The following is a 26,722-nucleotide window of genomic DNA, read 5'->3' on the forward strand; positions in this document are numbered from 1 at the left end:
TTCCAATTAATAGCACCTTTCTAAGTATACAACAACAAAACGTAAGTATGGCACTATATTGGGAGGAAAATGAAATATCGCGAATTTATTTTATTAGAAAGCTGCTGCCGTCTATAGGCTCAACTCCCGGCTTTTGTTTTAAGTCTTCCGCTAATTTGAACAGGGCAAGGTCCTTCTTTTTCGCCTCAATCATGCAGTGAATTTCCGGGACAGACCCTTTTATCCCATTAAGGAAATCCATGAACATATCAGCATCCACATATTCGGCGTGTGCCCGGAATTCTTTTTCGGAGCGAGGACTTGAAATATGCATTTTCACCGGCAGCTTCGAGTGTTCCCAAGTGCCGACGATTCGGCCCCATTGTTCCTCCCAGTTTATGTCCTCATGATGGGCGAGATGATGATGATAGTCGAACACCAGCGGAATCCCCAGCTTTTCGCAAAGGTAAAGTGTGTCGTTTAGTGTGAAGGATGTATCATCATTTTCTAGGATGATCATGTTCTGCAGCCTTGTTGAAACAAGCCCCCAGTTATGGATGAATTGCTCAAGCGCTTTTTCCCGATCTTCATAAACTCCCCCGACATGGAGGACACAGCGGTGCTCAGTGTCGATGTCCATCCCCTTCAGCAACGCATGATGCAGCGCCAGTGTCTTGATTGAATTGTTGAGAGTATCCGTCTTCAGCGTATTCAGCAGGACAAAATGATCTGGGTGAAAATCAACACGCATCGGGTTTTCATGTAAAAAGTCCGCAATATCCTTTAATGGCTCTTTTATTGCGCGCATATATTTCCAATCGGAAAGTTCTTCATGATTGGCAAGCGGAATCAGCCTCGAGCTCAGACGAAAAAAATGAATCTCATTCGCCTTGCTGTGCCTTAACAGCCGCAGGCAGTTTTCTAAATTGGAGATCGCAATTCTCTCCAGCTTATTGATGGCTGCATCCCTGTCCTTGATTCCCTGGAATTGCTTGAAAGTCATCGTCTGGGAAGGCGAAGCATTCTTCAGCTCCTCACTCATCGCCACATAACCAAGCCTGACAATCGTCATTTCAGCCACCCCCATTTTTATTGGTAGTATGCCCAGGTTCAATAGATGGAGACTGGTAAAATTACTGCATCAAATGAGGTTGGTCGATATAAATGGAATGTGGTCGATATATCCCGAAATGTGGTCGATATATTGAAAAAAGTGCTGATATATTCTGAAATGTGGTCGATATATCGCAAAAAGCGCTGATATATTTCGAAATGTGGTCGAATTATTGTTGGATGTGGTCGAATTATCCTGAAATGTGGTGAATTTATCGCGGAATGTGGTTGAATGATCTTGAATTTGTGGTCTAAGTAGTTTGGTTTCAAGTAGTTGATCGTCTTTCACTTGAAAAAGCCCATAAAAAACCCCGGTTTCGTTAAAAACCGGGGTTGGGTGTTTATTTTAGCGTGATGATCTTGATTTGTAGCTGCCGCCTTCTCTGCTTCCGCCGCCTGAGCGTTTTGTTCCAGAGCGTGGCTTATAAGGCTTCTTGCGGCCGTCGCCTCCTCTGTTATCATAACGTCTGCGGTCTCCTTGAGGCTTTTTGTCTCTTCTGTTTGGAAGAGGCTTTTCCTCTGTAAGCTTAACAGGAGTTGTATCAGGCTCTTTTGTCAGCATCTTCAATACTGAAGCAACGACTGTTTGTGCATCATGGTCTTTTAATAGCTCAGCCGCAGCCTGGCGGTAGTATTGAAGGTTATTGGACTCGATTGTTTGTGTAATCTTTTCGATAACAGCTCTTTGCTGGCCTTCAAGCGCCTGGTCCAAAGTTGGAGCTGTCATTTTTTCCATGCGGCGTTTTGTCGTTTTTTCCACTACATGGAGGTAAGAAGTCTCTCTATGTGTGACAAACGTGATCGCCATACCCTCTTTACCTGCACGGCCAGTACGTCCGATACGGTGTACATAGCTTTCAGGATCTTGAGGAATATCGAAGTTGTAAACATGCGTTACTCCGGAAATATCAAGCCCGCGTGCTGCAACGTCTGTCGCAACAAGCACGTCGATAGAACCTTCCTTAAACTTTCTTAAAACAGACATACGTTTTGCCTGAGTCAGGTCTCCGTGGATTCCCTCCGCTGTGTAACCGCGCAGGTTCAACGCTTCTGACAGCTCATCGACACGGCGCTTTGTGCGGCCGAAGATGATGGCCAATTCAGGAGACTGGATATCAAGCAGACGAGTGAGAACGTCAAACTTGTTCTTTTCCTGAACTTCAACATAGTATTGCTCAATCAAAGGAACAGTCATTTCCTTTGCTTTTACCTTCACGACTTCAGGGTCCTTCATGAAGCGCTCAGCGATCTTGCGGATCGGTCCTGGCATTGTAGCCGAGAACAATAATGTCTGGCGTTCGTTCGGGATTTGTGCAAGGATTGCCTCAATGTCTTCGATGAAGCCCATGTTCAGCATTTCATCTGCTTCGTCAAGGATGACTGTTTCCACATTTTCAAGACGGATTGTCTTTCTGTTGATATGGTCAAGAAGTCGTCCTGGCGTTCCGACGATGATGTGCGGTCCTTTTTTCAAGGCGCGGATCTGGCGGTTGATATCCTGGCCGCCATAGATTGCAAGGACGCCCACTCTTTTGCCGGCACCGATTTTATATAATTCCTCGGAAACCTGGATAGCCAATTCACGTGTTGGCGCAATGATGATTCCCTGGATGTTGCGATCTTCTTTTTTGATTTTCTCCACCAAAGGGATACCGAAAGCCGCTGTCTTACCAGTACCTGTCTGTGCCTGGCCGATTACGTCTTTATTCTGAAGGCTGATTGGAATCGTCTCTGCCTGAATCGGAGTTGCTTCCTCAAAACCCATATTCTTTACAGCTTTTAATGTTGCGGGGCTAATGCCCATGTCTTGGAACATTGTCAACTTTGCTCATTCTCCTTTATGTTCACATTTATCCCGCATCGGGTTCCCGATGCATCGTTTATTTTAAGTGGCTGTGTAAGGATCCAAACCATTTCTGATTCTGGTTAATTTTATTGTACCTTTACGGCAAAATAGGTGTTAGCACCTTGTGTTTTAAGCAGGGCTGAATCAGCGAGTACAATACGCTGAAGCACAGAACCTGAAATATTAGCAAAAAAAGACATTCTCCAGCACGGGAGTATGTCCGCTTAAAGGATTTTCTCAGTTAGACACTCAATATTCATCATACCATCTTTAGGAAGGAAAAGCAATTTTTGAGGAATCGCCTTAGCTATTGATTCCTTCCTTTGCATGTGAGGTCAAAAAATCATAAACTTCGTCAAATAGGTGTTCTTTTTCATCACAGTGACAGATCAGATGTTTGGAGTTCTTATAAAAAATCAGCCTCTTATCATCAGCGCCAATATTTTCATATAAGTAATGGGCGCTTTTCGGGGGAACAATGCCGTCACTTTCGCCTTGCGCGATTAGAGTTGGCACCTTAACTTCATTGAGAATAGGCTTGATTTTAGTTACAAGCCTGCGAAACTGCAAGGTAGCGGTCATGGGTGTTTCTTTGATTTTTCGTGTATAACGCCTGAATAACTCGTTTTCTTTAAGATTCCCTTTTAACGTGTCCCTCATCATTTCCTTGATATCGAACGCAAGCTGTTTAGGATTGACATAATAGGCAGCCGCGCTGAGCAGGACGAGTTTTTCAACCGGATAAGCCGAAGCGAGATAGCTGGCAATCAAGCCACCCATTGAAAAACCGACCACATAGACGGTATCACATTTTTTCAATAACGCCTTCAGCTCGTTTTCAGCATGGGCAATCCACTCATTATGTTTGATTCCCTTCAAATTGAGCTCATTCCCATGGCCAGGCAGGGTAGGAACAACTATTTTCCAATCGGTCCTCTCTTTCAACGACTGGGCAAGTGGCTCCACTTCGAACGGAGACCCCGTAAAACCATGGATTAACAGACAACCTATCATAACCTATCACCCATTAGTTTTTCTCGTATTTAATCTTTCCCCATTTTAAATCATTTAACCCAGTTTTTCCTCGAAAATGCCTTTTGGAAAAGAACAAAAAGATGCCCAGTAGAACGGACATCTTCTTGTTGCGGATTACTTCTGCAATGCATGGACGACTTCTTCGAGCGCCATGCCGCGTGATGCTTTTACGAGGACGATGGTTTCACCTGTTACATATTTCTTCAGTTCATTGCTTAACTCCTGCTTATCCCGGAAAGCAAATGCCCTGTCATCGCCTAGAACTTCTTTTGCGCCTCTGGCGATTGATTCGCTTAGTTTTCCGTAGGTGAATACATAATCGATTTTCCCTGGTTCAAGCGATGTCCCAACCTTGTAATGATACTCCTCCTCAAGTGGCCCAAGCTCGAGCATGTCACCAAGCACAAGGATTTTACGGCTATAGCCAGACAGATTGGCAACGAGGTCGATTGCCGCGTTCATGGATGTCGGGCTCGCGTTGTAGGCATCATTGATGATTTTTTCACCATGAGTGCCTTCGGAAAGCTCCATTCTCATATTTGTCAGCTTCAAGCCTGCAAAACCATCGTTCATTTTTTCAAAAGGAACGCCCAGGAACTCTGCCGCAAGCATGGCTGCCAGCGAATTAAGGATATTATGGTTTCCAAGTACCGGGAGATAAAAAGTTTCATCAACAAGGTTTGTCTTGAACTTATTGCCATTTTCCAACGGCTCGATGCTGAGCGGATAAAGGTCATTGTCATGGCTTGCGCCAAACGTTTTTAGCTCTCCATTCCCTTTATAATCCTTCAGCCTTTCCTGAAGAAGCGGCTCGTCTCCATGGAAGATGATCAGCCCATTCTCCTGGAGGCCGTCGATGATTTCCAGTTTTGCATCGGCGATCGCTTCCCTTGAGCCAAGATCAAGCAGGTGAGATTCTCCGATATTCGTGATGATGACCGCATCAGGTCGGCCCAATTTAGTTAAAAACTCAATTTCACCCTTGCTGCTCATGCCCATTTCAAGCACAGCGACTTCTGTATCTTCACGCAAACGAAGAAGCGTCAGCGGCAGGCCAAGGTGGTTATTGAAGTTCCCTTCTGTTTTTTGCACTTTATATTTCTGGGCAAGCAGATTAGCAGTCATGTCCTTGGTCGTCGTTTTCCCATTGCTTCCGGTAATCCCGACAACCTTGATGTCTAGTGAATTGCGGTAGCTTCTTGATAACTCCTGCAAGGCAATCGTCGTGTCTTCAACGATGATGATTGGCAGGTCTTCTGGCGGATTCGGTACATCTTTTTGCCAGAGGGCTGCCGCAGCTCCGCCATTTCGGATGACATCTGCCACAAAGTTATGGCCATCTGTCCGTGCCCCTTTAAAAGGAACAAACAGATTTCCTGCTTCGATTTTACGCGTGTCGATTGAAACGCCCTTCACCTCTACATCAGCAAATTGACTGACATCATTAAGCGCTCCTGCCATTTGGGCGATTTCTGATAGTGGTTTTTGAATCATGTTTATTTCCTCCCATGAGAAAAGCGCAAGCGCCTTGTTCAGCCCCGACAAGCGTTGGAGGGCCGACCAGTGAAGTCGTTCTTTGACTTCATTGGGCGGACCGAAATCGAAAAGTATAGCCGACTGCCCAGAAACGCAGAAACTGGAGACTCCGACAAAGAAGCGCTTTTGGCTTCTGCCGGCGGAGTTGAAGTTTCGGAGTTTCTAGGAGGCGAAACTAGACAAACGTCTCGAGGGGCTAGGCGCTGGAGCTAGACACTAATCTAAGTAAAAAAATTATACTTCCAAGTGAAAGAGAACACGGCCGCGGCCGTGTCTCACTGGTTGATTTATCGGTTAAAATGTATATTTGATCTTCTGCTTTTCAGCGTGGCGTTCGATTCCAAGGTTCACAAGCTTTTCGATCAGCTGCGGATATTCGACACCTGTATGCTTCCACAAGAGCGGGAACATGCTGAATGGTGTGAAGCCCGGCATTGTGTTAACCTCGTTGATCAGAAGCTGGCCATCCTTGGTCAGGAAAAAGTCAGCCCGGACGAGACCTGAGCAATCGAGCGCTTTGAACGCAGTGATCGCCATTTCTTTTAGATCAGCATATTGCTGTTCTGTGATTTCAGCTGGGATGATCATCGCTGTATCGCCATCTTCATATTTCGCTTTGTAATCATAGAAATCTTTTTTAGGGACGATTTCACCAACGACGGAGCATTCTGGTTCATCGTTTCCAAGTACGCCAATTTCGATTTCACGGGCGACAACACCCTGCTCAATAATGATTTTACGGTCGAATTGGAAGGCCTCTTTGAAGGCTTCCTCAAGCTCCTGCTTATTGGATGCCTTGCTGATCCCCACGCTGGATCCAAGATTCGCAGGCTTTACAAAGCAAGGATAGCCAAGTCTTTCTTCAACAAGGCCGTATACCTTTTCATTGTCTTTTTCCCATTCACTTCGAAGAGCGGACACATAGTCCACCTGAGGAAGTCCCGCCTGTGCGAAAACATTTTTCATGACGATTTTATCCATGCCTGCAGCTGAGGCAAGTACGCCATTTCCGACATACGGCAGGTTCAATAATTCAAGCAAGCCTTGAACCGTTCCGTCTTCTCCGTTCGGTCCGTGAAGCAATGGGAAGATGACATCTAGAGTCTGGTTGGATTCTTCTCCGCCTGCCTGGAATAAAGCCGGTGTGAAGGAAGGAGTCGGCAGATTTGATTGATCGTTAAACTCAAGCGCCTTGACATTCTCTGCAGGAGCGCCAAGCTGCGGACCCTTGACCCACTCTCCTTCCTCCGTTATGTATATAGGATAAATCTCGAATTTTTCAAAATCCAATGCTTTCGTCACAGCCAATGCTGTTTGCATCGATACTTTATGTTCAGCCGATTTGCCGCCGTACAGCAGCCCGATTCTTGTCTTCATAAAAATAGACCTCCAATAAATTCAATCTGGCTCCACTTTCCGCTTCCTATTTTACCACTTTATTTTTAAATTACGGAATTGTTATCAATTTTTAATAAAGCTCTTTTTTCGTGAACTTTGTTGCTTTCTACCGGCTTTTAGGATTTTATGAATATCACCGTATTTCCTACTTGAAAGCGAATAACTGTTCTTGTTCAATAAAGCAACCAGCCACACGAAAAAGCCCTCAAGCTATACTATTTCCTGTTTTTCCAGTGTGAAACCTGCCAGGGAGTTAAAAGTTAGCATTCAGAGAAATAGTTACCGTTCAAAAAACCACTTATAGGCAAATAACCCAATTTCAGCGCCTGATTTACCATATGAATTGACTAATAAATCTGTGAATAAATCTCTTTATAAACCATTTATAAAAACCCACCAAATACAATTGTGCATTTAGGCAGTTAAGACATCTTGGAGGTATTTTCTTTTAGCTGGAAAAAATCGAGGGTAATTTCCAATTCGCTATATAAATCAGATTCCCGCTATATTATTTAGATTTTCGCTATATTATATAAATTTTAGCTATATTCATCGGATTTTCGCTATATTAATTAAAATCTCGCTATATTAATTAAAATCCCGCTATATTAATTAAAATCTCGCTATATAAATCCATTATCACAATTTTTTTAGTCAGGTTTCCGTCTTATTACGTTATTAAAATTAAAACTGCAAAGAAAAAACGCTCAGGTTTCCCAGAACGTTGATTATTTTACTATTAATACCGGTGCTTTTACTCGTTTTGCGACTTTGTGGCTGACGCTGCCAAGGACCATTTCCTGCAGGCCGTTCAAACCGCGGCTGCCGACGACGACGACATCGAATAAATTCTTGTTGGCATAGTCAACAATGGCCGGTCCCGGTTCACCGAGCAGTTTTTCAAACCTGAAGTTCAAACTCTCTTCTTCAAGCAAGTTAGTCACCGGCTGGAGCCTGATTTTTCTTTTCTCCTCAACGATTGTGCGATCCGGATTGTGCAAGACATCTTCTTTAGAAGTCTGCCCATCGACAACATACACAACAGTTATTTCACTATCGCCGCTAAGCTTTGCTAATTCCACTGCTTTTTTTGCCGCGCGCACTGAATGGTCAGATCCATCTGATGCCAGCAAGATTCTTTTAAACATGCCATTCCTCCTACATTGATTTCCATTACCTAATATATAAAGAAAGCACGCTGATTCGTCAACGTGCTTCCTGAAAAAGTCATTATTTTTTAATGTCCGGAAAGCTTTGCGCCTTCCTGTTTGTGAACGGCTAATTTGTCAATCAAGTGGGAGCTCGGTTCATTCAATCCTTGGAGGCGGACCAACGTTCCACTTTCCCTTAATTTGATGACGATTTTATCGATGGCCGCAACCGCTGAATCATCCCAGACATGGGCATGAGTCAAGTCGATCACGACTTCTTTTGCAGCTTCTTTCAAGTCGAATGATTCGATAAAGTCAGTAACTGAGGCAAAGAAAACTTGTCCTGTTACAAAATACGTCCTGCGTTCTGCTGCCACATCAAATGTTGAGGTAACCTTCACCTTGGATATCTTTGCTACGAAGAAGATCGCACTCAAGATGATTCCGGCAAATACACCTTTTGAAAGGTCATGCGTGAATACTGTTGTGACCGTTGTAACGACCATGACGATTGAATCGGTAACAGGCGTCTTTGCCATGCCTTTGATGGATGACCAGTCGAATGTTCCAATCGAAACCATGATCATGACGCCAACAAGGGCAGCCATTGGAATTTGAACAACAATATTTCCTAAAACAATAATCAGGAACATCAAGAAAGTACCAGCAACAAGCGCGGACAATCTGCCTCGGCCGCCTGATTTAACATTTATAACGGATTGTCCGATCATTGCGCAGCCTGCCATGCCGCCGAATAACCCGGCAACAATGTTCGCAATCCCCTGGCCACGGCTTTCTTTATTTTTATCACTAGAAGTATCCGTCATATCATCAACGATTGATGCTGTCAGCAAGGATTCCAGCAAGCCGACAATTGCCAGAGCGATTGAATAAGGGAAGATGATTTTTAACGTTTCCAGGTTGAATGGAACATCAGGAATCAGGAATGACGGCAGGGTAGATGTTAGTGTACCCATATCGCCCACAGTCCTCACATCACTCTTTGTCATAAGCGCAATAACAGTAATCACGATGATTGCGACAAGTGGTGACGGAACAGCCTTGGTAATGCGCGGGAAAAGATAGATGATTGCCAGCGCACCGGCTACCATTGCATACATCACCCATGTTGCGTCAACAAATTGCTCAAGCTGTGCCATGAAAATCAGGATTGCAAGTGCGTTAACGAAGCCAATCATGACAGAACGAGGAATGAACTTCATGAACCTTGCCAATTTAAGCACACCAAACAGAATCTGCAGGAGACCTGTCAAAATCGTAGCAGCCATTAAATATTGCAAACCATGGTCAGCAACCAGCGTCACCATCAGCAGTGCCATCGCACCGGTCGCGGCTGAAATCATACCAGGACGGCCGCCGACAATCGCGATTGTCACAGCAATAGCGAATGAGGCGTAAAGTCCTACCATCGGGTCAACACCAGCAATAATTGAAAAGGCGATCGCTTCAGGAATCAAAGCAAGCGCAACGACAATACCCGCAAGGATATCTCCTTTAACGTTGCCAAACCATTGTTCTTTAATTGTAGTAATATTCAAGTAAACACCCCCTTAATTTGATTTTGTGGCTTCCTACTCTCAAGCAAGCCGGGTCCGTTACAAACAGGATTTATCATAACACATATACAAAAACACGCAACTAATGTTGTAAGCGCTGTATATTGTGTTTATCTCTTAAATTCGACTTATATCTCCATTTTTCACATACACACGCTAAAAACCTTAAAATGTAAATTCGACTCTATCTCTCAGCTTACTGCAAGATATTGACGAGGGCATTTTGTTATGATGGATTGGGAGGTTTTCACATGAATACATCAAGTATATCTGCACCATTTAAGACTAATTTTTATTATGGCTGGGTGATTGTTTTCATCGCAGGGCTCGGCGTCTTTTTTTCAGGCCCTGGTCAAACATACTCGGTTTCCGTCTTTATTGATTCTTACATAAAAGATTTCGGCTGGAGTCGGTCACATGTATCGGCCGTCTATTCACTTGCGACGCTTGCCGCAGGAATCTGCATGTTCTTTGTCGGCAGGTTCGTGGATAAATGGGGACAGAGAAAAATGTCGGTTATCGTCGGTATTGGATTGGCCTTTGCTAGCTTTTGGAACAGTATGGTCGTCAACACGGCGATGCTGTTCATCGGCTTTTTCCTCATCCGAGTCCTGGGCCAGGGTTCGATGAGCCTGATTCCAAACACTCTTGTTCCGCAATGGTTTATCACAAAACGAGGGAAAGCCATGAGCCTTATGGCCATCGGGGGCTTTGCCAGCTCAGCGGCCCTCCCGCCATTGAACGCCTGGCTTGTCGCCACTTGGGGCTGGAGCTTCTCGTGGAAGGTTTGGGGCGTTTTGCTTCTGGCAGTCTTTGTTCCGCTTGCCTTTTTCTTGATCAGAAACAAGCCGGAGGACATTGGTGAACAGCCAGATGGCTTGAAACCCGACTGGACAATTGATCCTGCTGATCATAATAGAACAAGACAGCCAGTTGAAGAAGTGAATTGGAGTGTACAGGAAGCGGTCAAAACACGAGCATACTGGCTGTTGCTATTTTGCGTCGGGATTCCTTCACTTGTTAACACAGGACTTACTTTTCATTTAATTTCTATTTTTAAAACGAATGGGATTTCACCGGGAATCGCTGCACTAGTATTAAGCTTGATGGCCTTGATTGGTTTTCCGGTCACACTGATTGCTGGACCGCTGCTTGACCGGGTAAAAGTGCAATATGTGCTCGCCGGAATTTTTGCAGGAGAAATCATTTTCATCCTCGTCCTGCTGGCAGCCGACCAAACTGCAATCGCGATTGCATTCGGGATATTATGGGGAATCAGCGGGGGATTTGAAAGAATAGCGTTAAACTACGTCTGGCCGAGCTTCTTCGGCAGACAATCGCTCGGAAGCATAAAAGGATCGGCCATGACAGTCACCGTGCTTGGTTCCGCTTTGGGTCCTCTTCCATTCGGCCTCGCTTACGATTATTTTGCCGGGTATGAGGAAATTTTGCTGATGTCCATAGCCCTTCCAGTGTTAGGAATGATAGCCGCCCTGCTTGCGAAGAAACCGGTGAAGGAATTTTAGTGATTCTAACAAATTAATAGAGCTTATATTAAACGCAGGTTTTGATTGTTACCGAAATCATATGGCTTCCTGGTTTTCGAGCACATGTTGGCCTTACTTGTTACCGAGTTCAACGCCACTCTCGTTTTTCGGGCACATGTTGGCCTTACTTGTTACCGAGATCACCATCACTCCCGTTTTTCGGGCATATGTTGGCCCTACTTGTTACCGAAATCATATGGCTTCCTGGTTTTCGGGCACATGTTGGCCCTACTTGTTACCGAGATCACCATCACTCTCGTTTTTCGGGCACATGTTGGCCCTACTTGTTACCGAGTTCACCATCACTCTCGTTTTTCGGGCACATGTTGGCCCTACTTGTTACTGAGATCACCATCACTCCCGTTTTTCTGGCATATGTTGGCTTTAATAGTCACTATAATTCAATGCTTAGTCTCATTAGCTGAACTAAAAGAACAAAGTCCTGCAGCTCAATGATCTGCAGGACTTTTCTTCATCCAATCGGAGTGCATATTTCAATATAATGCCCATCCGGATCTGCTGCATAGGCGACGACCTGGCCCCATGGTTTTTCGGTTGGCTCGAGCAGGATGGGGACTCCGGCGGCCCGCAATTTTTCTACTGCGCCAGGGACATCCTCTGTCACGAATCCTAGCTCAAAGGTTTGTTCTTTCCTTATGCCATCCGGGATGGGGAGCGTCGTGATTTCGCGGCCGCTTTCTCTTGTGTTCATCGACAGCACGGTGCTGCCTGTTTCATACTCAATATAGGTCCCAAACTCATTTCGAAGTTTAAGGCCTAGCAGCTCACCGTAAAAATGCTTTGTTTTTTCCAGATCGGAAACATATAGGATGACATAGCCCATTTTCATTTCCATTCTCATCACCTCTTATAATTAAGATTCGTGATGAAGTGGATGGTTTCCTTCATTAAAACTTGAAAGCGGTATTGCTGTTTCTATAGTTTAGGATTGCTTCCTTTGTGCAGGTGTAAATCCCCTCGCTGATCAGCCTGCCGAGCGGTGTTGCAGTGCCCGCATAGGAAATCTCTTCGCCTTGCTGTGTTGCTGCGATGCAGATGCTGTCCGTGGAAATGCCAGCTGGCTGGCCGGCAATCCCAGCTCCGTTTCCTTCCAGTTCGTGCAGGACGCTTATCTTTGCTTCTGCCGCGGTCATTGCGCTTTGGATAAAGGCCTCCTCGGAAATCCTTGCGTTAATGAACAGCCATGTATTGATATTCCGGGGGCTGTCCCGATGTGTGCTGCCCGCAGAAACAATAATGAAAATCGACATTCCGTCAGCTTCAAAGGAGCGGTATGATGCGGTTTCAACCGGAACAGCCGTCATCATCCCCACCGTTTCGCTTGGGATGAATCCAATCTCCTGTAAGTAGTCTGCCATTTCTGCTTTATGGTCACTGCAGTCATACTCCATCGGGACAACACGGTGCACGAACGAACTATGCCAGCCAATCCCGGCACCGGTGATTCCCGAAGACATGGTCCTCAACTTTACTGGTGACTGTAGGTCAATCCGGTCTGCCCCCACATCAAGAAATCTGTCGTCTATTTGCGGCGCAGCGTCATGAACGCCGTCGGTTTCCGGCATGAGCAGCAATTGAGGCCTGGCGATTTCCGGATGCGGATGGTTTTTGATCTCCGTCTTATAGACACTTTTGATCCGCTCTTCTTTTAACACTTCAATAGGAGAGTCGACAATCAGCAGCTCCCCGTTTTCGATCAGCAGCAGCCTGTCACAATACAATGATGCCAGGTTCAAATCATGAAAAATGGAGACGACCGTCAACTCCTCTTCCGCTGCCCATTTTTTCAGCAGGTCCAGCAGCTCTTTTTGAAAACTTAGGTCAAGATGATTCGTTGGTTCATCGAGCAGCAGGATCCTCGGTTGCTGCGCCAGTGCCTGAGCGAGGTAGACTCGCTGTTTTTCGCCGCCAGATAGTTCAACGATTGATTTTTCCTGGAGATGGGCAATTCCTGTCTGGTCCATCACCTTCACGACAATCTGCTCATCTTCCTCACTCCAGCTGTGGAACCAGCCTTTCTGGTGTGCATAGCGCCCGAGCGAAACGGTATCTTTCACACTATAAGAAAAGGCCTGGTCAGAATGCTGCGGCAGGACTGCCATCATTCTGGCAAGCTGCTTCGGTGTATACTGAGTCAATGGCCGGCCGTCCAGCTCAATGTCACCTTCCCTGGATTCCAAAGCACCACTGATCATTTTTAACAGAGTGGTTTTCCCGCTTCCGTTCGGGCCAAGAATTCCAAACAACTCACCCTTGCCAACCTCAAAGGAGATTCCCTTTAACACCTCGCCGCCTGCATATCCACCTGTTAGATTCTTCACTGTGATCATCAGCCAGCACTTCTTTCCTTGCGATTTTTCATTAAAATAAACGCAAAAACCGGTGCACCGATTAATGCCGTGATCACGCCGATCGGCAATTCCGAAGGAGCGATGATCGTTCGTGATATCAGGTCTGCGAGAATCAGGAAGCCGCTGCCCATCAGGACTGATAGCGGCAGCAGATGACGATGGTCCGGTCCCCAGACTGTCCTTGTCAAATGAGGAATGACGAGACCGACGAAGCCGATTGTCCCGGATACGGCAACCGCTGAACCTGTTAAAAGTGAACCAGAAAGCAAAATCAGCAGCTTGCGGCGCTCAACATTGACACCTAGATGCTGTGCGCGCTCCTCACCAAACGACATGGCATTCAGTTCTCTTGTGTTGGCAAGCAAAATCACCAATCCGATTATAAAGAAAGGAAAAATAATCTTAATGTATTCCCAGCCGCGCATCGACACGCTGCCCAAAAGCCAGCCGATGATTTGCCTCAGCTCTTCGCCGGAGAGCGCAATCATCAAAGAAATGAAAGAACCTAGAAATGAACTTAAGATAATACCGGTTAGAATGATCGTCTCCACCCTGAGCAGCCTGTCGACTTTCCGGGCAAAAAATAGCACAAATAAGACGGTCGCAAAAGCGAATAAAATGCTCAGCACCGGCAAGGTGAAGGCACCAATCAGCGGCAGTGAAATGCCAAAAAACAGCGTGACAACCGCACCGATGGAAGCACCTGATGAAATCCCAAGCGTGTAGGGATCTGCCAGCGGATTGCGCAGCAGGCCCTGGAAGGCAGCACCGGCAATAGCCAGCGATGCGCCTACAAGCCCTGCCAGCAATACACGCGGCAGCCTGATTTCCATGACGATACTTGCATACATCGGGTCGATTTCCTGTCCCTGTAAGCGGAAAATCTCAGCACCCATAATCTCAATAATAGCGGGCACAGGGATGGAAACCGTTCCGATGGAGATGCCAAGCAGCATCGAGATGATCAAGAACGCTGCCGCAAATAGATAGGCAATTCCCTTATTATTTAAAAACGTCCGGGTAAATGGTTTTCGCAAGCTCCTCTGCTCCTTCAGCGAGCCTTGGACCTGAACGGGTAACGAGGTCGGAGTGAACATCATATACCCGCTGGTCCTTGACCGCTTTTACATTATTCCAGCCCTGCCGCGCAAGAACCTGCTCATCTGCATTTTCGGTATAATATCCATAGGTTGTCACAATGACATCCGGATTACGCTCGATGATGGCTTCCGGGTCAACCTTCGCCCAGCCATCCAGATCGCCAGCAGCATTCTTAGCGCCGATCAACTCCAGCATTTCATTGATAAATGTACTCTTGCCAGCAGTGTAGATTTCCGGCGCTGGTGAAACCTCGACAAATACAGCTTTCTGCTCTTCAGGTTTAATTGCTTCTGCTTTCTTCTTCAGTTCCGCAAAACTATTTTTCATATTCTCAATAAGTTCATCTGCCTTATCTGTCTCGCCGATGGCCTGGCCAATCATCTCGATTGATCGATATACCTCTTCAAATGACTGAGCATCATTCACGACGACAACAGCTATCCCCGCATCCTTCAACTGCTGAAGGCCCTCTTTCGCGGTATCCGCAGTTGAACCAGGTGCAAGGACGAGGTCCGGCTTAAGGGAAATCATCTTCTCAATATTGAACTCCATGCCTCCGACTTTTTCCTTTGCCATTGCATCTTCTGGATAATTGTCGAAATCGGTGACACCTACAATCGCGTCTCCGCTTTCAAGTGCATAAACGATTTCCGTATTGCTCGGCATGAGGGAAATGATTTTTTCAGGCTTTTCTTCAATGACAACTTCTTCATCAAGCGCATCTTTTACCGTGACCGGATATCCAGTCTTCTGCTCCTGCGCGGTTTGTTCGCTTTCCTTCTTTTCTGGCTGTGCTTCCGTGCCGCAGCCTGCCAAGATCATGGCTGCTGCCATCATCAACATCAATAACTTCTTCATTCGCTTCTCCTCCAATTTTCCAATCAGCTTTGTCAAATCAGACTGTTGATTTCCGTCACTACAATCAACAGAATGTTAAAATCGTGCAAACATTCACCAAAGCCTTTAATAAATAAAAAAACATCTCCACCTAAAGGGGAGATGTCCGAGTAAGCAAATGTTTTTATCATCATAAAATACATAGAGCCAGCCGGCACCTCCCTATCCTCGTAGGTTTGCTTGTGCGATGGACAGGCAGGTCTCCTGGCTCATGGTCAATGCTCGCTGCGCCTTCCCATACATTTGTACAGTGGCATTTACAGCTTGCTCCCATTTACAGTGGCGGGACCGCGTTGGACTTTCACCAACTTCCCTATTAAGTCTTATGATAAAAAGACACCTGTTCATTTGATATGTAATTTTCCGCTAAGTCCCATTATACACGATTGCCAAAAATTGCTCCAAAAAAATATCTTTTTCGACTTATTGAGCAAGCAAGCTCCATTCTTTAGCTTTTTTATCGAAGATGATCCTGCCATCCGGATTGCTGGTGCTGGCTTCTTTATATTCATCATGCATATCATCCATGTTGGCAAAATCACCGATGATCCAGATTGGAATTTCAATTCTGTTACGGCTTTGTTGGATGTTTTTCAGCGAAAATACGGCCCCTTCTTTGAGGGCTGGCGTCAATGATTTCAGGATTTCCTTGTTGACAGAAGGATAGGATTTCTTTTTCCGGATCCCGAGCAGTGTTTTTTCCGGCTTCATTTCCCCTAGTTTGCCTGACAGGACAAGGCCAAGCATTCGGAAAAAATCATTGAGATTGCGGTAATAGGTTTTATTGAACCAGCCATCTTCAGTGGAGAGGAACACAAAACGGTTATTAAGCTGATTATAAAAAGGCAGTTTCAAATGATGTTTGATATGCCCGAGATAAAGAAGCTCAGCAATCTCTTGGGCCGACAGCACATTCAGTGCTTCTACTTCCTCAAAATCGATCCAGCAAAAATCCCCGTATGCATGGACATTGGCTCCAACCAATTTTTCGACGCTGTCTTCAGATACATACTCAAATAAAGTATGTCTGTTGAACTCACCATCCTCATAGCGATGCTTCAACAGCAGCAGATGGTTGAGTGAATCAGACAATGACCTGGCGAATTCATGAAATTCGACCCCATGTGAGAGCACATACTGGTCCCGTTCGTTCATATGGACATATAGTAAATCCCTGCTATAAGGATGGTTCTTTTTCAAAGACAAAACCTCCTGGAAAAATTCTCAGCTGCAAATGGCCAGCGGGCTCCGTACAAATAACACTTCTTCCATTCTAACAAAAATGGCAGAAAATATCTTATTCTGACTCTTCAAAAACATAATTATTATCGACCTTTTCCGCAAAAAGAATCCAACCTGGACCAGAAACTATCATGTCTATTAAATCGTCTAATAGGTACAGGAATATGTTACCTTGGCAGGGATTGTAAGAATCATCCTTTTACGCTAGCATAAAATGGTAAGACCGCTGATCAGTGAGCAGGACAGCTAACTGAAAGCGACAATATTCACCGGACTAATGAATGGGACAGGGTGTAGCAAATGGAGAAATCGATTAAAAAATTCGACAGATTTGATTGGACATTGACGCTCCTCTTATTGCTGTTTTTTCTGACCAGCTGCATTGCTATATACAGCGCACAGAAAACGGGGCAGTATGTCGGTCAAAACTTTTTATACAAACAAATATTCTGGTATGTCGTCGGATCCGGGATCATTGCTGTTGTGATGATGTTCGACAGTGAACAATACCGCAAACTTTCATGGTATTTGTATGGTTTCGGAGTGTTCCTGCTTGTCTTCCTGTTTTTCGCTCCTGCCAGTATCGCCGAAGAACGGAACGGGGCCAAAAGCTGGTTCTTCATCGAGCCATTCGGTTCAATCCAGCCCTCAGAGTTCATGAAGGTCTTCTTGATTCTTGCCCTTAGCAGCACGATTTATGCTCATCATAAAAAACATGCGACAAAGACTCTTCAAACAGACTTCCTTCTTTTCATCAAGCTTGGTTTTATAACTGCCTTGCCACTTGGGATGATCATGCTCCAGCCTGACCTGGGCACCTCTCTCGTCGTGCTGGCCATTTTCACCGGGATCATCCTTGTTTCAGGTATCACCTGGAAAATCATTCTGCCTCTTTATGGAGGCGGAGCTGCTTTTGGTACTGGCATTCTATATCTCGTGATCTGGAAACCTGAGATTCTTAAGAAGTACCTTGGAGTAAAAACGTATCAGTTCGGGCGGATATATGCGTGGCTTGACCCTGAGAGCTACCCGGAGTATGGATACCATCTATTAAAATCACTCAGTGCGATTGGCTCCGGCATGCTAACCGGAAAAGGCATCAATGGCAGTGAAGTCTATATTCCGGAAAGCCATACAGATTTTATATTCAGTGTGATTGGCGAAGAATTCGGCTTTGTTGGCGGCAGCTTTGTCATTAGCCTGTACTTCCTGCTAATCTACCATCTGACTAAAACCGCCCTGGATACGAATGACCCTTTTAATACCTACATCAGTGCGGGAGTCATCAGCATGGTCACCTTCCATGTTTTCCAGAATATCGGGATGACGATCCAGCTGCTGCCGATTACCGGCATCCCACTGCCATTCATCAGTTATGGCGGAAGTTCGCTTATGGGAAATATGCTCGCGATGGGGCTGATTTATGGCATTCGATTCCATCATAAAACCTATATGTTTGCCTCGAGAGACAGGAGTTTTGATATATGAAGCTAGTAAGCCATTACCGTGAGAATGATGTTTTGAGAAAAAGTTTTATCCAGCTTGCCGCCGGCATTTTCGGCCTTGATTTCACGAGCTGGCATGAGCTTGGATATTGGGGAGATAGGTACATTCCGTTTTCCTATGCAGACAGCGACCAGATTGTGGCCAATGTATCGGTCAACGAGCTTGATTTGGTGATCGATGGAATAAGCCATAAAGCCCTGCAAATCGGCACCGTCATGACCCATCCGCAGTATCGGAACAAAGGCCTGTCAGCTAATCTGATGAACCATGTTCTGGATGAATACGAAGGAAAGTATGACTATATGTACTTGTTCGCCAATGAAAGCGTGCTGGATTTTTACCCGAAATTTGGTTTTGAACAAGTTGAGGAACACCAATACTCGGCGAGAGCTTTGATGGAATCAGATCCGCTGCAATTAACGAAATTAAGAATTCCTGAAGATCTTGAGATGATTGAAAAAATCATCTATCGCAGAGTTCCGGTTTCCAACGCATTTGCGACTGCCAATGCCAACGGGATTACGATGTACCACATTCTTCATGTATTTACCGATCACCTGTATTACCATCCAGAATTAGGCGCTATTATTATTTTCACGAAAGAAAACAGAATGGCCCAACTGTATGATGTAATCAGCACCGCACCGGTAAATATGAAAGACATTATTGCATGCTTTGGGGACACAGCTACAATTCACTTCCACTTTACACCCGATTACAGTGATCTCCCATATCAACACGAGCCTTTTAAAAGAGATGGTGCATTATTTGTAAGAAAGAGACCAGGACTGGAGTTTCCTCCGTTCATTATGCACCCAGTCACATCGGAGGCATGAATAGAAAAAAGGCTGAGAGAGTCAGCCTTTTTTCTTCGTCTTTTTTACCTTTATTTTGCGGATAGACATGGTAAAAAAGTAGATGATGAACATCCCCATGATCACCAGGCCTGTTTTATTCAGGTCAAATAGCTTCAGGACCGCTCCTGCCAGCGTGACTAGATAAAGGATCCCAAGCACCGCGTTCATTTCTTTGTTTTCAAAATAGGACGTCATTCTTGCGCCAAACTGGGAGCCGACTAGCGCCCCGGCAATCAGCATAAGCCCGATGAAGTAATTGATATCCGTATTGATCGAATAGGAAATGAACCCTACTGAGACGATGAGCAGCACCGCAAACAGACTCGTTCCGACTGCCTTTTTCGGATTGAAGCCGAGCGATGTAATGATCAACGGAACGATGATGAACCCGCCGCCCACTCCGAGCGTGGCCGAGACAAAGCCGCCGAGAAATCCAACAGCCAACAGCTTTGGCAGCGAAAAATCGGTAGGTGCAGCGATCTCCTCGTCTTTCTTCCTTCCCTGGCGAATCATCTTTATCGCAAAATAAGCAAGCAGCACAATATAGAGAAACGGAATGACAACATCATCCCAGCCCCGCGCTTCCATGGCATATACCAGTGGCCGGGCAAGCTGTGTCGCAGCAATTCCGCTCAGTCCCATGATCAGTCCCTCTTTCCAGAGGATATTTTTCATACGAATATGCGCGGTAATCCCAGAAATCGATGTGCCCACCGTGAAAAACAAACTGGTCGTAATTGCCTCAAGCGGAGAAAAGCCTAACAACAGTAAAATCGGCGTCAGGATAAAGCCGCCTCCCACCCCAAAAAAACCAGAGAGGACACTGATTAAGCCCCCCAGCAGTAAATACAGTATATATTCCATATACAACATCCCTTTAACAGACTAATTCTTTCTTAGGATACCATTAATAGTTGGCTCTAGCAGAATTAATAATGGTATACTTCTAATTAGGCTCAAATGGCCGCTACTATAAAAAACTCAAAGGAGATACTGTTTCATGTCTGAATGGATCCACGCGATTGAAGAATGGCTGCTTGAATTTGGTTCATGGGGATTATTCTTCGTGTCTTTCCTGGAATCTTCCTTTTTCCCGATTCCACCCGATGTTTTGATGATCCCAATGGGTATTGCCAACCCTGACAAGGCACTCTGGTATGCCTTCATCACAACAGCAGGTTCTGTACTCGGCGCCCTGCTCGGCTGGTATATCGGTAAAAAAGTCGGCCGTCCCATCCTGCGATATTTTATAAAAGAAGAGAAAATTGTCCTTGTCGAACGCTATTTTGAAAAATACGGTGCAATGGCCATCCTGATTGCCGGCTTTACACCTATCCCATACAAAGTCTTCACGATTTTTTCCGGAATCTCCAACGTAAGGATTCCTACACTTATTATCTGGTCGATCATCGGCCGTGGCCTGCGCTTCTTCCTGGAAGCAGCCATCATCGTCGCATTGGGTGATAAGGCGATGCCATTCATCGAGGAAAACTTCGCCTTGCTGACAATCGTCCTTGGTGTCGTCGTTATTGCCGGTTATTTGGTTTATATGTATTTGAAAAGATCAAAGAAAGCATAGTATAAAAGAGACGGGCCCAGCGCCCGTTTTTTTTGTCCCCGTGCCGCATACTGACAAACTGCACTAACCTGGCTGCCCTCTAAGACAATCCTCATTCTAGCAATTCACACCCATACCCTATCTAAAGCCTCTCTTCATCAATCACTCAACAATAGTATTGCTAGAATCTATAGGATTAACACACCCCTTTGTTTATAACAGAAACAAATGGGTAGATTAAAGTATGCTTGCTAGCTAACTAGGACCTTTTTACAAGTTATAGCTGCAACTTTTCTTGATCTTATCCTAAGCATTTCGCAGTGCACCTTGTAGGTCCAATGAAATTAAGGAGTGAGAAGTTTGAACAATAATTTTTATAATGGCTGGGACAGCATTCTTGGCAAACTGCCAAATGTGCTGATTGCACTTGCAGTCCTGCTTGTCGGATGGCTTGTCGCAAAATTGATTGAAAAAGCTGTTTACAAGGGGCTTCAGAAAACTAGTCTCGATAACAAGCTATTTTCTAACGTAAACAATAAGAAGTATTCAGCGGAGAAAATCATCAGTAAAATTGTCTATATTTTAATTCTAGTATTCGTCTTCATCATGTTCCTGAATATCTTAGATTTATATGTGTTGACGGAGCCGCTGGTCGGGATGTTCTCAACGATTGCTGCAGCGATTCCTAACATCCTGAAAGCAGGATTGATCCTGTTATTTGCCTGGCTGATTGCTTCAGGGCTGAAGTTCCTGATCCAAAAAGGCGGCAAGACACTTGGTGTTCATGAAAAACTAAGTAAGTACAAGCTTACCGAGGACAACCAGCAGACAACAAATGCGGTAGACACCGTTGCGAATATCGTATTCTATCTGGTATTGCTGATGGCACTGCCGGCAGTATTGTCCGCTCTGAACCTGCAAGGTGTTTCAGAGCCATTCGGAAATATGATCGAGGGCATCCTGTCATTCATTCCTAAACTATTCGCAGCTGCACTGATTCTAATAGTCGGCTACTTCGTCGCTAAAATCGTCCGTGATATCCTGACAAACTTCTTGCAAAGCATAGGCACTGAAAAACTAGTCCAGCGTTTTGGACTGTCCCGTTTATTCGAGGGCACGAGTCTTTCACGTGTGATCGGCACGGTCGCTTTCGTACTCATTTTAATTCCTACTGTCATCGCCGCTCTTGAGCGTCTTGATGTCGAAGGAATTTCCGAACCAGCCATTGCGATGCTGAATGACATCCTGACGATGATCCCGAATATCGTCGTTGCCATCATCCTTGTCATGATTGGCCTATGGCTAGGAAAATGGCTGAAGAAATTCACAGCTGATTTGTTAAGAAGAATCGGTTTCGACTCTTATTTTAAAGGAGTGGGACTAGGCAGCAATGCTAACCGTCCAAACTCATTAAGCTTATCAGAAGTCGTCGGCTATATCGTCCAGGTCATTGTTGTCCTTCTGTTTGTAGCCGAAGCATTGAACGTCGTAAAACTTGATTTCTTCGTCGACCTTGCACGTGGTGTAATCGCGTATCTTCCACATGTCATTGCCGCGATCGTCATCCTTGGTGTCGGCCTATGGCTCGGCGGCCAAGCGAAGAAAGTACTCAGCAGCATCCTGCAGGGAGACTCTTCAAACGTACTGGCAACTGTCGCAAAATATGCGATCATCACCATCGCTGTTTTCATGGCACTTGATCAGCTTGGAGTCGCACCTGCCATCGTGAACGCAGCCTTCATCCTGACACTTGGAGGATTGGCCCTCGCATTCGGACTGGCATTTGGTCTTGGCGGCAAAAACTTCGCTTCGAAATACCTGACCAAATTTGACGAGAAAATCGAAAAAACCAGCATTGATCAGGAAGCGGTTCAGCAGCAGAAAATGAAAAAGAACAATCCGGTCAACCCGAACCCTGCTACACCGCCGAACTTGAACAATCTGAACCAGAGTCCAAACCCTGGCACACCGCCAAACTTGCATAACCCGAACCATCCAAACTCTGGCACAAACCTGAACAATCCGAACCAGAACAGAAACAATAACCCAATGGATCCTCATAACGACGACAATCCGTTGAATCCATAATATAATAAAACACAGCTGCCAATCACGGCAGCTGTGTTTTTTATGTACTTAGCTGAAATTATCTATAAAAAAAATGACGAGAAACACAATGAAGGCATAAAAACTAAGATGCAGCAGCACAGTAGTGAAAAATTCCTTCAGTTTGTCGAATGAAAAAGGTTCACTCTTCCTAGTTCTTGCTCTCATAGCCAGCCTGTCCCCCTCTAGTAAAACTATCCATTAAGTCCATTTTTTTCTTTTCAATAATCATAGCATAATCTAGTGATTTTGTGCCTCCCTATTTTCATTACGGAGCCTGCTACCATAGAAAAAACCCTCTAAAAAGAGGGTCATCTCTGTCCGTATGTCTCAAATTTCTGTGACAGGCGCGCCATTTCTTCATCAGAAAGCTCTGTAGGCTCACCAATCGCTTTCGCCTGGTAATAAATCTGGGCGCTGAACTCAATCTCCTCAGCCACCGTAAAAGCTGTTTCGATATTATGGGCACCGGCAATCATACCGTGATTGGCCAACAGCACGGCTCTTCTATCCACCATGCCTTCAAAAGCCTTTTCAGCCAGATCCTTCGTTCCAAATGTTGCATAAGGAGCACACCTTACATTCGGACCGGCGAACGCCACCAAATACGTGATCGGCGGAATATCCCATCCAAGGGTAGCGATTGTTTTTGCATATGGCGAGTGGGTGTGGACAAGCGCATTCAAATCATCGCGGCGCTGGTAAAAAATCAAATGCATATCCAGCTCGCTTGACGGCTTTTTGCTGCCATCGATGATTTCGCCATCCAAGTTAATGATTACCACGTCTTCAGGCTTCGTATCGAAATAGTCAATCCCGCTTGGACTGATGGCAACCAGCTGCTTTTCCCGATTGAAAAGGCTGATGTTTCCACCCGTCCCTTTCGTCAGGCCGCTTGATATGATTTTCTTGCCGTATTCTACGACTTTCATCCGTTCTTCCAGAAGCAACATATGATGCGCCTCTCTTTCTCTAAAAATCAGATAGGGAACGTCCTATTATCGCATATTATGGCGTGAAGCTGCATCCTTTAATCCTTGTAAAAACTGCTCTCCCGTTTTGTAGTCAGCAGAATTCAAGATGAACTGCTTTGCGGCTGACAGGCAGATTCTCTCCGCTGTAACATGCTGCTTTTCGTCAGCAATCGTCGTCAAATCCTTAACCTTCGCCAGGCCGGCAATACGTCGGATCATCTCCATGCCGGTTACTGAAGCAGTATCCTGAAGGACAGAATCCAGGTACCAGCGGTCGAAACCCTGCTCCTTCGCCATGATTTCAGTAACATTTTCCTGCCAGCTTGCCAGAAATTTTTCCGCAAAAAGGTCCACCGTATCTTTAACCGTTTCCTCAAGCCAAGAAACATATTTTACATCAGCATTTGTTACATGAGCCCTCGACCACGCAAAGATCAGGTTAGCAACTACGTTTCCAACGTCATAGCCCATTGGCCCGTAAAACGCGAATTCTGGGTCGATCACTTTTGTAGAATCTTCTTTTACAAAAACAGATCCTGAATGCAGATCACCATGTACAAGCGCCTGGGCATTGGTCATGAATGCAAACTTCAGTTTCGCTGCTTCAAAACGTAATTTGTCATCGCCATATATATTCTCTTCTATCCATTCCTTATTCGCAGGGAACAGATCATTCCGATTGTTATGGTCTGTAAAAGGTTCAGAGTATACGAGGTCCTCTGAAATTTCGCACAATTCAGGGTTGATATAATCCTGGACCAAAGCCTTCTTCGCTTTATGCTCCATGACCACATCAGAAGTCAACAGGAGCGTATTGACCATGAAAGTCGTCAGGTCATCCGCAAGCTTCGGAAAAATGCGACCTTCATTAAGGGCAGTTCGCAGAATCGTATGATCAGACAAGTCCTCCATCACACAGCAGTTCATTACTTCATCAAACAGGTATACATCAGGGACCAAACCCGGTGCCAACTCGCCCTCAAGCTTTAGAACATTAGACTCAATCCTGATCCTATTAGTAGAAAGCTTGAACTCATCGGAAATTCTCGCCGTATCACCCGCCTGTTTCACAATCAGCGATTTGCCAGATTTCCCATCAATCACACGGAAGACATAATTCAAGTTGCCATCCCCAATTTCCCTACAGCTCAATTCAGCATCTCTATCAAAAAAATCGGTCTTTTCCTTTACATATGAAATGACCTCATCCGCCTTCATCAAAAAATAAGTCTTAAAATCAGCCACGCCGTCCTACCCCTTTCCCGAAAAACAATTATGAAAATCTTTTAAAAATTATTATAGCTTAATAATGTATTTCGACGCACTAAAAAACCTTCAAAGCACGAAAAGCTTATTATAAAAGAAGAAGGCTCATCGCCTTCTCCCATTTATCCAATATTTGCCCTTACTCGCATGGCAGCAGAATTGTAAAGGTAGTGCCTTTCCCTTCTTCACTCTCGACATTGATTCTTCCTCTCATCCTCTGGACGATATCAAAGGAAATCATCATGCCGAGGCCTGTCCCTTTTTCCTTTGTAGAATAGTAAGGATGGCCAAGTCTGTCGAGCTGTTCTTTATTCATGCCGACACCCTCATCACGGAACTGGATTCTTACATTTTCTCTGTCCACCTTGGCGATGATGTAGATGCTTCCGCCTGTGGGCATGGCTTCAATGCCATTTTTCAGGATATTGATGAAAACCTGCCTGATTTCATGGGCATCGCCTTTGATGCACAGATCCTTGTCAATGGCCTCCACCAATTCTGTATTGGCGAGATGTGAATAGGACCTCATGAAATCAATCGTTTCTTTTAAGAGTTCGCTTAGATTAATCTTTGCCATGCTGCCTGTATTCGGTTTGGCTAATGATAGGAAATTATCAATGATTGTCTGGGTACGATCCAGTTCTTGAAGGGAAATCGAGATGAAAAGATTCTGGTTGTCATTCAGATTCCTCTCTCCCTGAAGGACCTGCATGAAGCCTCTGATCGTGGTCATGGGATTGCGGATTTCATGGGCAACCGATGCTGCAAGCTGACTGATTGCTGAAAACTTCTCAGCCTTGTGAAGTTCATGCATCATTTTCCGCTGTAAGTTGGTCATTTCAATAATATAAATGGTGACAGACAGCGCAATAAAAGAGACCAGCGAGAACACAAGCAAGTACAGATAGTCCCCCGCATCACCAGCGTTGATCATAGCCGCAAGCCGGGTTACTGTAATCAGACCATAAACAAAAAGGCCGAGGGCGATTTTTCTGTTAACAGTTGTCTGTTTATATACCTTTTCAATTGAAAAAAACAAGATCAATATAATGAGATAATTGACGGACGTAACGGCCATTTTGTCAAATTCAACAAATCCCTGCAATAACATTAGGACCGCTACAAGCAAAAAGCTATCGGTCCTGCTTAAATAAAAGAAGGCAATGAAGACAGGAATCAGCTTCAAATCGAATTCCATGCCGCCATGAAATCTTACAGGCAGCGCCATGGTCATCAACAAGGCGGCCAAAATCGCCATCTTAAAGACTTGCTTCTTATACACCGAACGCTTTTGCATCCAGAGAAAGTTATACATGAAACCGAGTGATAATATAATCGAAAAATGCAGAATCAAATCTTTTACAAACTCTACCATTGTATCCCCCGGGAATCTCCATTTTATGAATAAATACCTATATGGTTATTATCTACTGCTCGGATGAATTCTTCAATGGAAAATTCAGATTTTTCCAGAAAAACTAAATGATTTTGTCCGTTCACCCATGCTCTTTTCGCATGTTCTGAGCCATGCGCGTGCTGAGGCTGGGAATGGAACCTGTCACACTTGGACGTGCAAACAACAAATTTATAAACTTTTTTTACAGTAGCTGTAAAACATATGCTATAATAAAAACAACCATTGCTTTACCGCATTAAACCCC

Annotated in this window: 23 protein-coding genes and 1 riboswitch; of the genes, 6 read left to right on the plus strand and 17 right to left on the minus strand. The window is 45.0% G+C overall.

The genetic code is table 11. The features are described from left to right. Positions 1-85: 85 nt before the first annotated feature. The 4 genes from uvsE to AB5I83_RS22025 all read right to left on the minus strand — a co-directional run bounded on the left by uvsE (position 86) and on the right by AB5I83_RS22025 (position 5,467). Positions 86-1,051, minus strand: coding sequence for a UV DNA damage repair endonuclease UvsE (uvsE, locus tag AB5I83_RS22010; RefSeq protein WP_448978521.1), 966 nt, complete (start codon positions 1,049-1,051; stop codon positions 86-88). Positions 1,052-1,438: 387 nt separating this feature from the next. Then, complete coding sequence (locus AB5I83_RS22015) at positions 1,439-2,914, minus strand: DEAD/DEAH box helicase (RefSeq protein ID WP_448978523.1); 1,476 nt, start codon at positions 2,912-2,914, stop codon at positions 1,439-1,441. Positions 2,915-3,241: 327 nt separating this feature from the next. After that, on the minus strand, positions 3,242-3,952 hold the full coding sequence (locus AB5I83_RS22020) for an alpha/beta hydrolase (RefSeq protein ID WP_448978524.1): 711 nt from the start codon (positions 3,950-3,952) through the stop codon (positions 3,242-3,244). 135 nt (positions 3,953-4,087) lie between these two features. After that, a complete protein-coding gene (locus AB5I83_RS22025; RefSeq protein WP_448978526.1) occupies positions 4,088-5,467 on the minus strand; it encodes a UDP-N-acetylmuramoyl-tripeptide--D-alanyl-D-alanine ligase in 1,380 nt (459 codons plus the stop codon). Between the two features lie 69 nt (positions 5,468-5,536). Here AB5I83_RS22025 and AB5I83_RS22030 point away from each other — a divergent pair, with 69 nt between their 5' ends. Then, complete coding sequence (locus AB5I83_RS22030; RefSeq protein ID WP_448978528.1) at positions 5,537-5,722, plus strand: hypothetical protein; 186 nt, start codon at positions 5,537-5,539, stop codon at positions 5,720-5,722. 81 nt (positions 5,723-5,803) lie between these two features. On the opposite strand, the gene AB5I83_RS22035 is transcribed toward AB5I83_RS22030, so the two are convergent. The 3 genes from AB5I83_RS22035 to AB5I83_RS22045 form a co-directional block, all read right to left on the minus strand. Then, positions 5,804-6,886 (minus strand): D-alanine--D-alanine ligase, encoded by a 1,083-nt coding sequence (locus AB5I83_RS22035; protein ID WP_226647467.1) that lies wholly within the window; start codon positions 6,884-6,886, stop codon positions 5,804-5,806. A 749-nt stretch (positions 6,887-7,635) separates the two neighbouring features. Continuing rightward, positions 7,636-8,055: a universal stress protein gene (locus AB5I83_RS22040; protein ID WP_448978529.1), complete on the minus strand. Its 420-nt coding sequence runs from the start codon at positions 8,053-8,055 to the stop codon at positions 7,636-7,638. 89 nt (positions 8,056-8,144) lie between these two features. Then, positions 8,145-9,617, minus strand: coding sequence for a SulP family inorganic anion transporter (locus AB5I83_RS22045; protein ID WP_448978531.1), 1,473 nt, complete (start codon positions 9,615-9,617; stop codon positions 8,145-8,147). A gap of 269 nt (positions 9,618-9,886) precedes the next feature. Between AB5I83_RS22045 and AB5I83_RS22050 the strand changes: the two genes are divergently transcribed. Further along, positions 9,887-11,161, plus strand: a complete 1,275-nt coding sequence (locus AB5I83_RS22050; RefSeq protein WP_448978533.1) for an MFS transporter — start codon at positions 9,887-9,889, stop codon at positions 11,159-11,161. Positions 11,162-11,654: 493 nt separating this feature from the next. Here the strand turns inward: AB5I83_RS22050 and AB5I83_RS22055 are convergent, their stop codons facing one another. The 5 genes from AB5I83_RS22055 to AB5I83_RS22075 all read right to left on the minus strand — a co-directional run bounded on the left by AB5I83_RS22055 (position 11,655) and on the right by AB5I83_RS22075 (position 16,752). Continuing rightward, a complete protein-coding gene (locus tag AB5I83_RS22055) occupies positions 11,655-12,038 on the minus strand; it encodes a VOC family protein (protein WP_448978535.1) in 384 nt (127 codons plus the stop codon). Positions 12,039-12,090: 52 nt separating this feature from the next. Continuing rightward, the gene (locus AB5I83_RS22060) at positions 12,091-13,533 is read right to left on the minus strand and encodes a heme ABC transporter ATP-binding protein (protein ID WP_448978537.1); all 1,443 of its coding nucleotides are present in this window, start codon (positions 13,531-13,533) and stop codon (positions 12,091-12,093) included. Beyond that, the gene (locus AB5I83_RS22065; RefSeq protein ID WP_448978539.1) at positions 13,533-14,591 is read right to left on the minus strand and encodes a FecCD family ABC transporter permease; all 1,059 of its coding nucleotides are present in this window, start codon (positions 14,589-14,591) and stop codon (positions 13,533-13,535) included. The genes AB5I83_RS22060 and AB5I83_RS22065 overlap by 1 nt, the downstream gene beginning before the upstream one ends. After that, complete coding sequence (locus tag AB5I83_RS22070) at positions 14,557-15,513, minus strand: ABC transporter substrate-binding protein (RefSeq protein ID WP_448978541.1); 957 nt, start codon at positions 15,511-15,513, stop codon at positions 14,557-14,559. The genes AB5I83_RS22065 and AB5I83_RS22070 overlap by 35 nt, the downstream gene beginning before the upstream one ends. A gap of 216 nt (positions 15,514-15,729) precedes the next feature. Further along, a riboswitch (cobalamin riboswitch) is annotated at positions 15,730-15,911 on the minus strand. A gap of 64 nt (positions 15,912-15,975) precedes the next feature. Next, positions 15,976-16,752 carry a hypothetical protein gene (locus AB5I83_RS22075; protein ID WP_226647479.1) on the minus strand — a complete coding sequence of 259 codons (777 nt, stop codon included), beginning with the start codon at positions 16,750-16,752 and terminating at the stop codon, positions 15,976-15,978. Positions 16,753-17,094: 342 nt separating this feature from the next. Between AB5I83_RS22075 and AB5I83_RS22080 the strand changes: the two genes are divergently transcribed. Together AB5I83_RS22080 and AB5I83_RS22085 are read left to right on the plus strand one after the other, a co-directional pair. Next, positions 17,095-18,282: an FtsW/RodA/SpoVE family cell cycle protein gene (locus AB5I83_RS22080; RefSeq protein WP_448978543.1), complete on the plus strand. Its 1,188-nt coding sequence runs from the start codon at positions 17,095-17,097 to the stop codon at positions 18,280-18,282. Further along, a complete protein-coding gene (locus tag AB5I83_RS22085) occupies positions 18,279-19,136 on the plus strand; it encodes a GNAT family N-acetyltransferase (protein WP_448978545.1) in 858 nt (285 codons plus the stop codon). The genes AB5I83_RS22080 and AB5I83_RS22085 overlap by 4 nt, the downstream gene beginning before the upstream one ends. Before the next feature lie 21 nt (positions 19,137-19,157). On the opposite strand, the gene AB5I83_RS22090 is transcribed toward AB5I83_RS22085, so the two are convergent. Next, positions 19,158-20,021 carry a sulfite exporter TauE/SafE family protein gene (locus AB5I83_RS22090; protein ID WP_448978547.1) on the minus strand — a complete coding sequence of 288 codons (864 nt, stop codon included), beginning with the start codon at positions 20,019-20,021 and terminating at the stop codon, positions 19,158-19,160. Between the two features lie 136 nt (positions 20,022-20,157). Here AB5I83_RS22090 and AB5I83_RS22095 point away from each other — a divergent pair, with 136 nt between their 5' ends. Both AB5I83_RS22095 and AB5I83_RS22100 read left to right on the plus strand, forming a co-directional pair. Next, positions 20,158-20,736, plus strand: coding sequence for a YqaA family protein (locus tag AB5I83_RS22095; RefSeq protein ID WP_167834279.1), 579 nt, complete (start codon positions 20,158-20,160; stop codon positions 20,734-20,736). A gap of 339 nt (positions 20,737-21,075) precedes the next feature. Then, complete coding sequence (locus AB5I83_RS22100; protein WP_448978549.1) at positions 21,076-22,803, plus strand: mechanosensitive ion channel; 1,728 nt, start codon at positions 21,076-21,078, stop codon at positions 22,801-22,803. Positions 22,804-22,851: 48 nt separating this feature from the next. On the opposite strand, the gene AB5I83_RS22105 is transcribed toward AB5I83_RS22100, so the two are convergent. The 4 genes from AB5I83_RS22105 to AB5I83_RS22120 all read right to left on the minus strand — a co-directional run bounded on the left by AB5I83_RS22105 (position 22,852) and on the right by AB5I83_RS22120 (position 26,436). Then, the gene (locus AB5I83_RS22105; protein WP_214740437.1) at positions 22,852-22,989 is read right to left on the minus strand and encodes a hypothetical protein; all 138 of its coding nucleotides are present in this window, start codon (positions 22,987-22,989) and stop codon (positions 22,852-22,854) included. Between the two features lie 143 nt (positions 22,990-23,132). Further along, complete coding sequence (locus AB5I83_RS22110; RefSeq protein WP_448978551.1) at positions 23,133-23,774, minus strand: L-fuculose-phosphate aldolase; 642 nt, start codon at positions 23,772-23,774, stop codon at positions 23,133-23,135. A 45-nt stretch (positions 23,775-23,819) separates the two neighbouring features. Continuing rightward, entirely contained in the window at positions 23,820-25,040 is a 1,221-nt protein-coding gene (gene mtnK / locus AB5I83_RS22115) for an S-methyl-5-thioribose kinase (protein ID WP_448978553.1), read from the minus strand. A gap of 160 nt (positions 25,041-25,200) precedes the next feature. Next, complete coding sequence (locus AB5I83_RS22120; RefSeq protein ID WP_448978555.1) at positions 25,201-26,436, minus strand: ATP-binding protein; 1,236 nt, start codon at positions 26,434-26,436, stop codon at positions 25,201-25,203. Positions 26,437-26,722: the final 286 nt, after the last annotated feature.

The sequence above is a fragment of the Mesobacillus sp. LC4 genome (assembly GCF_053543455.1).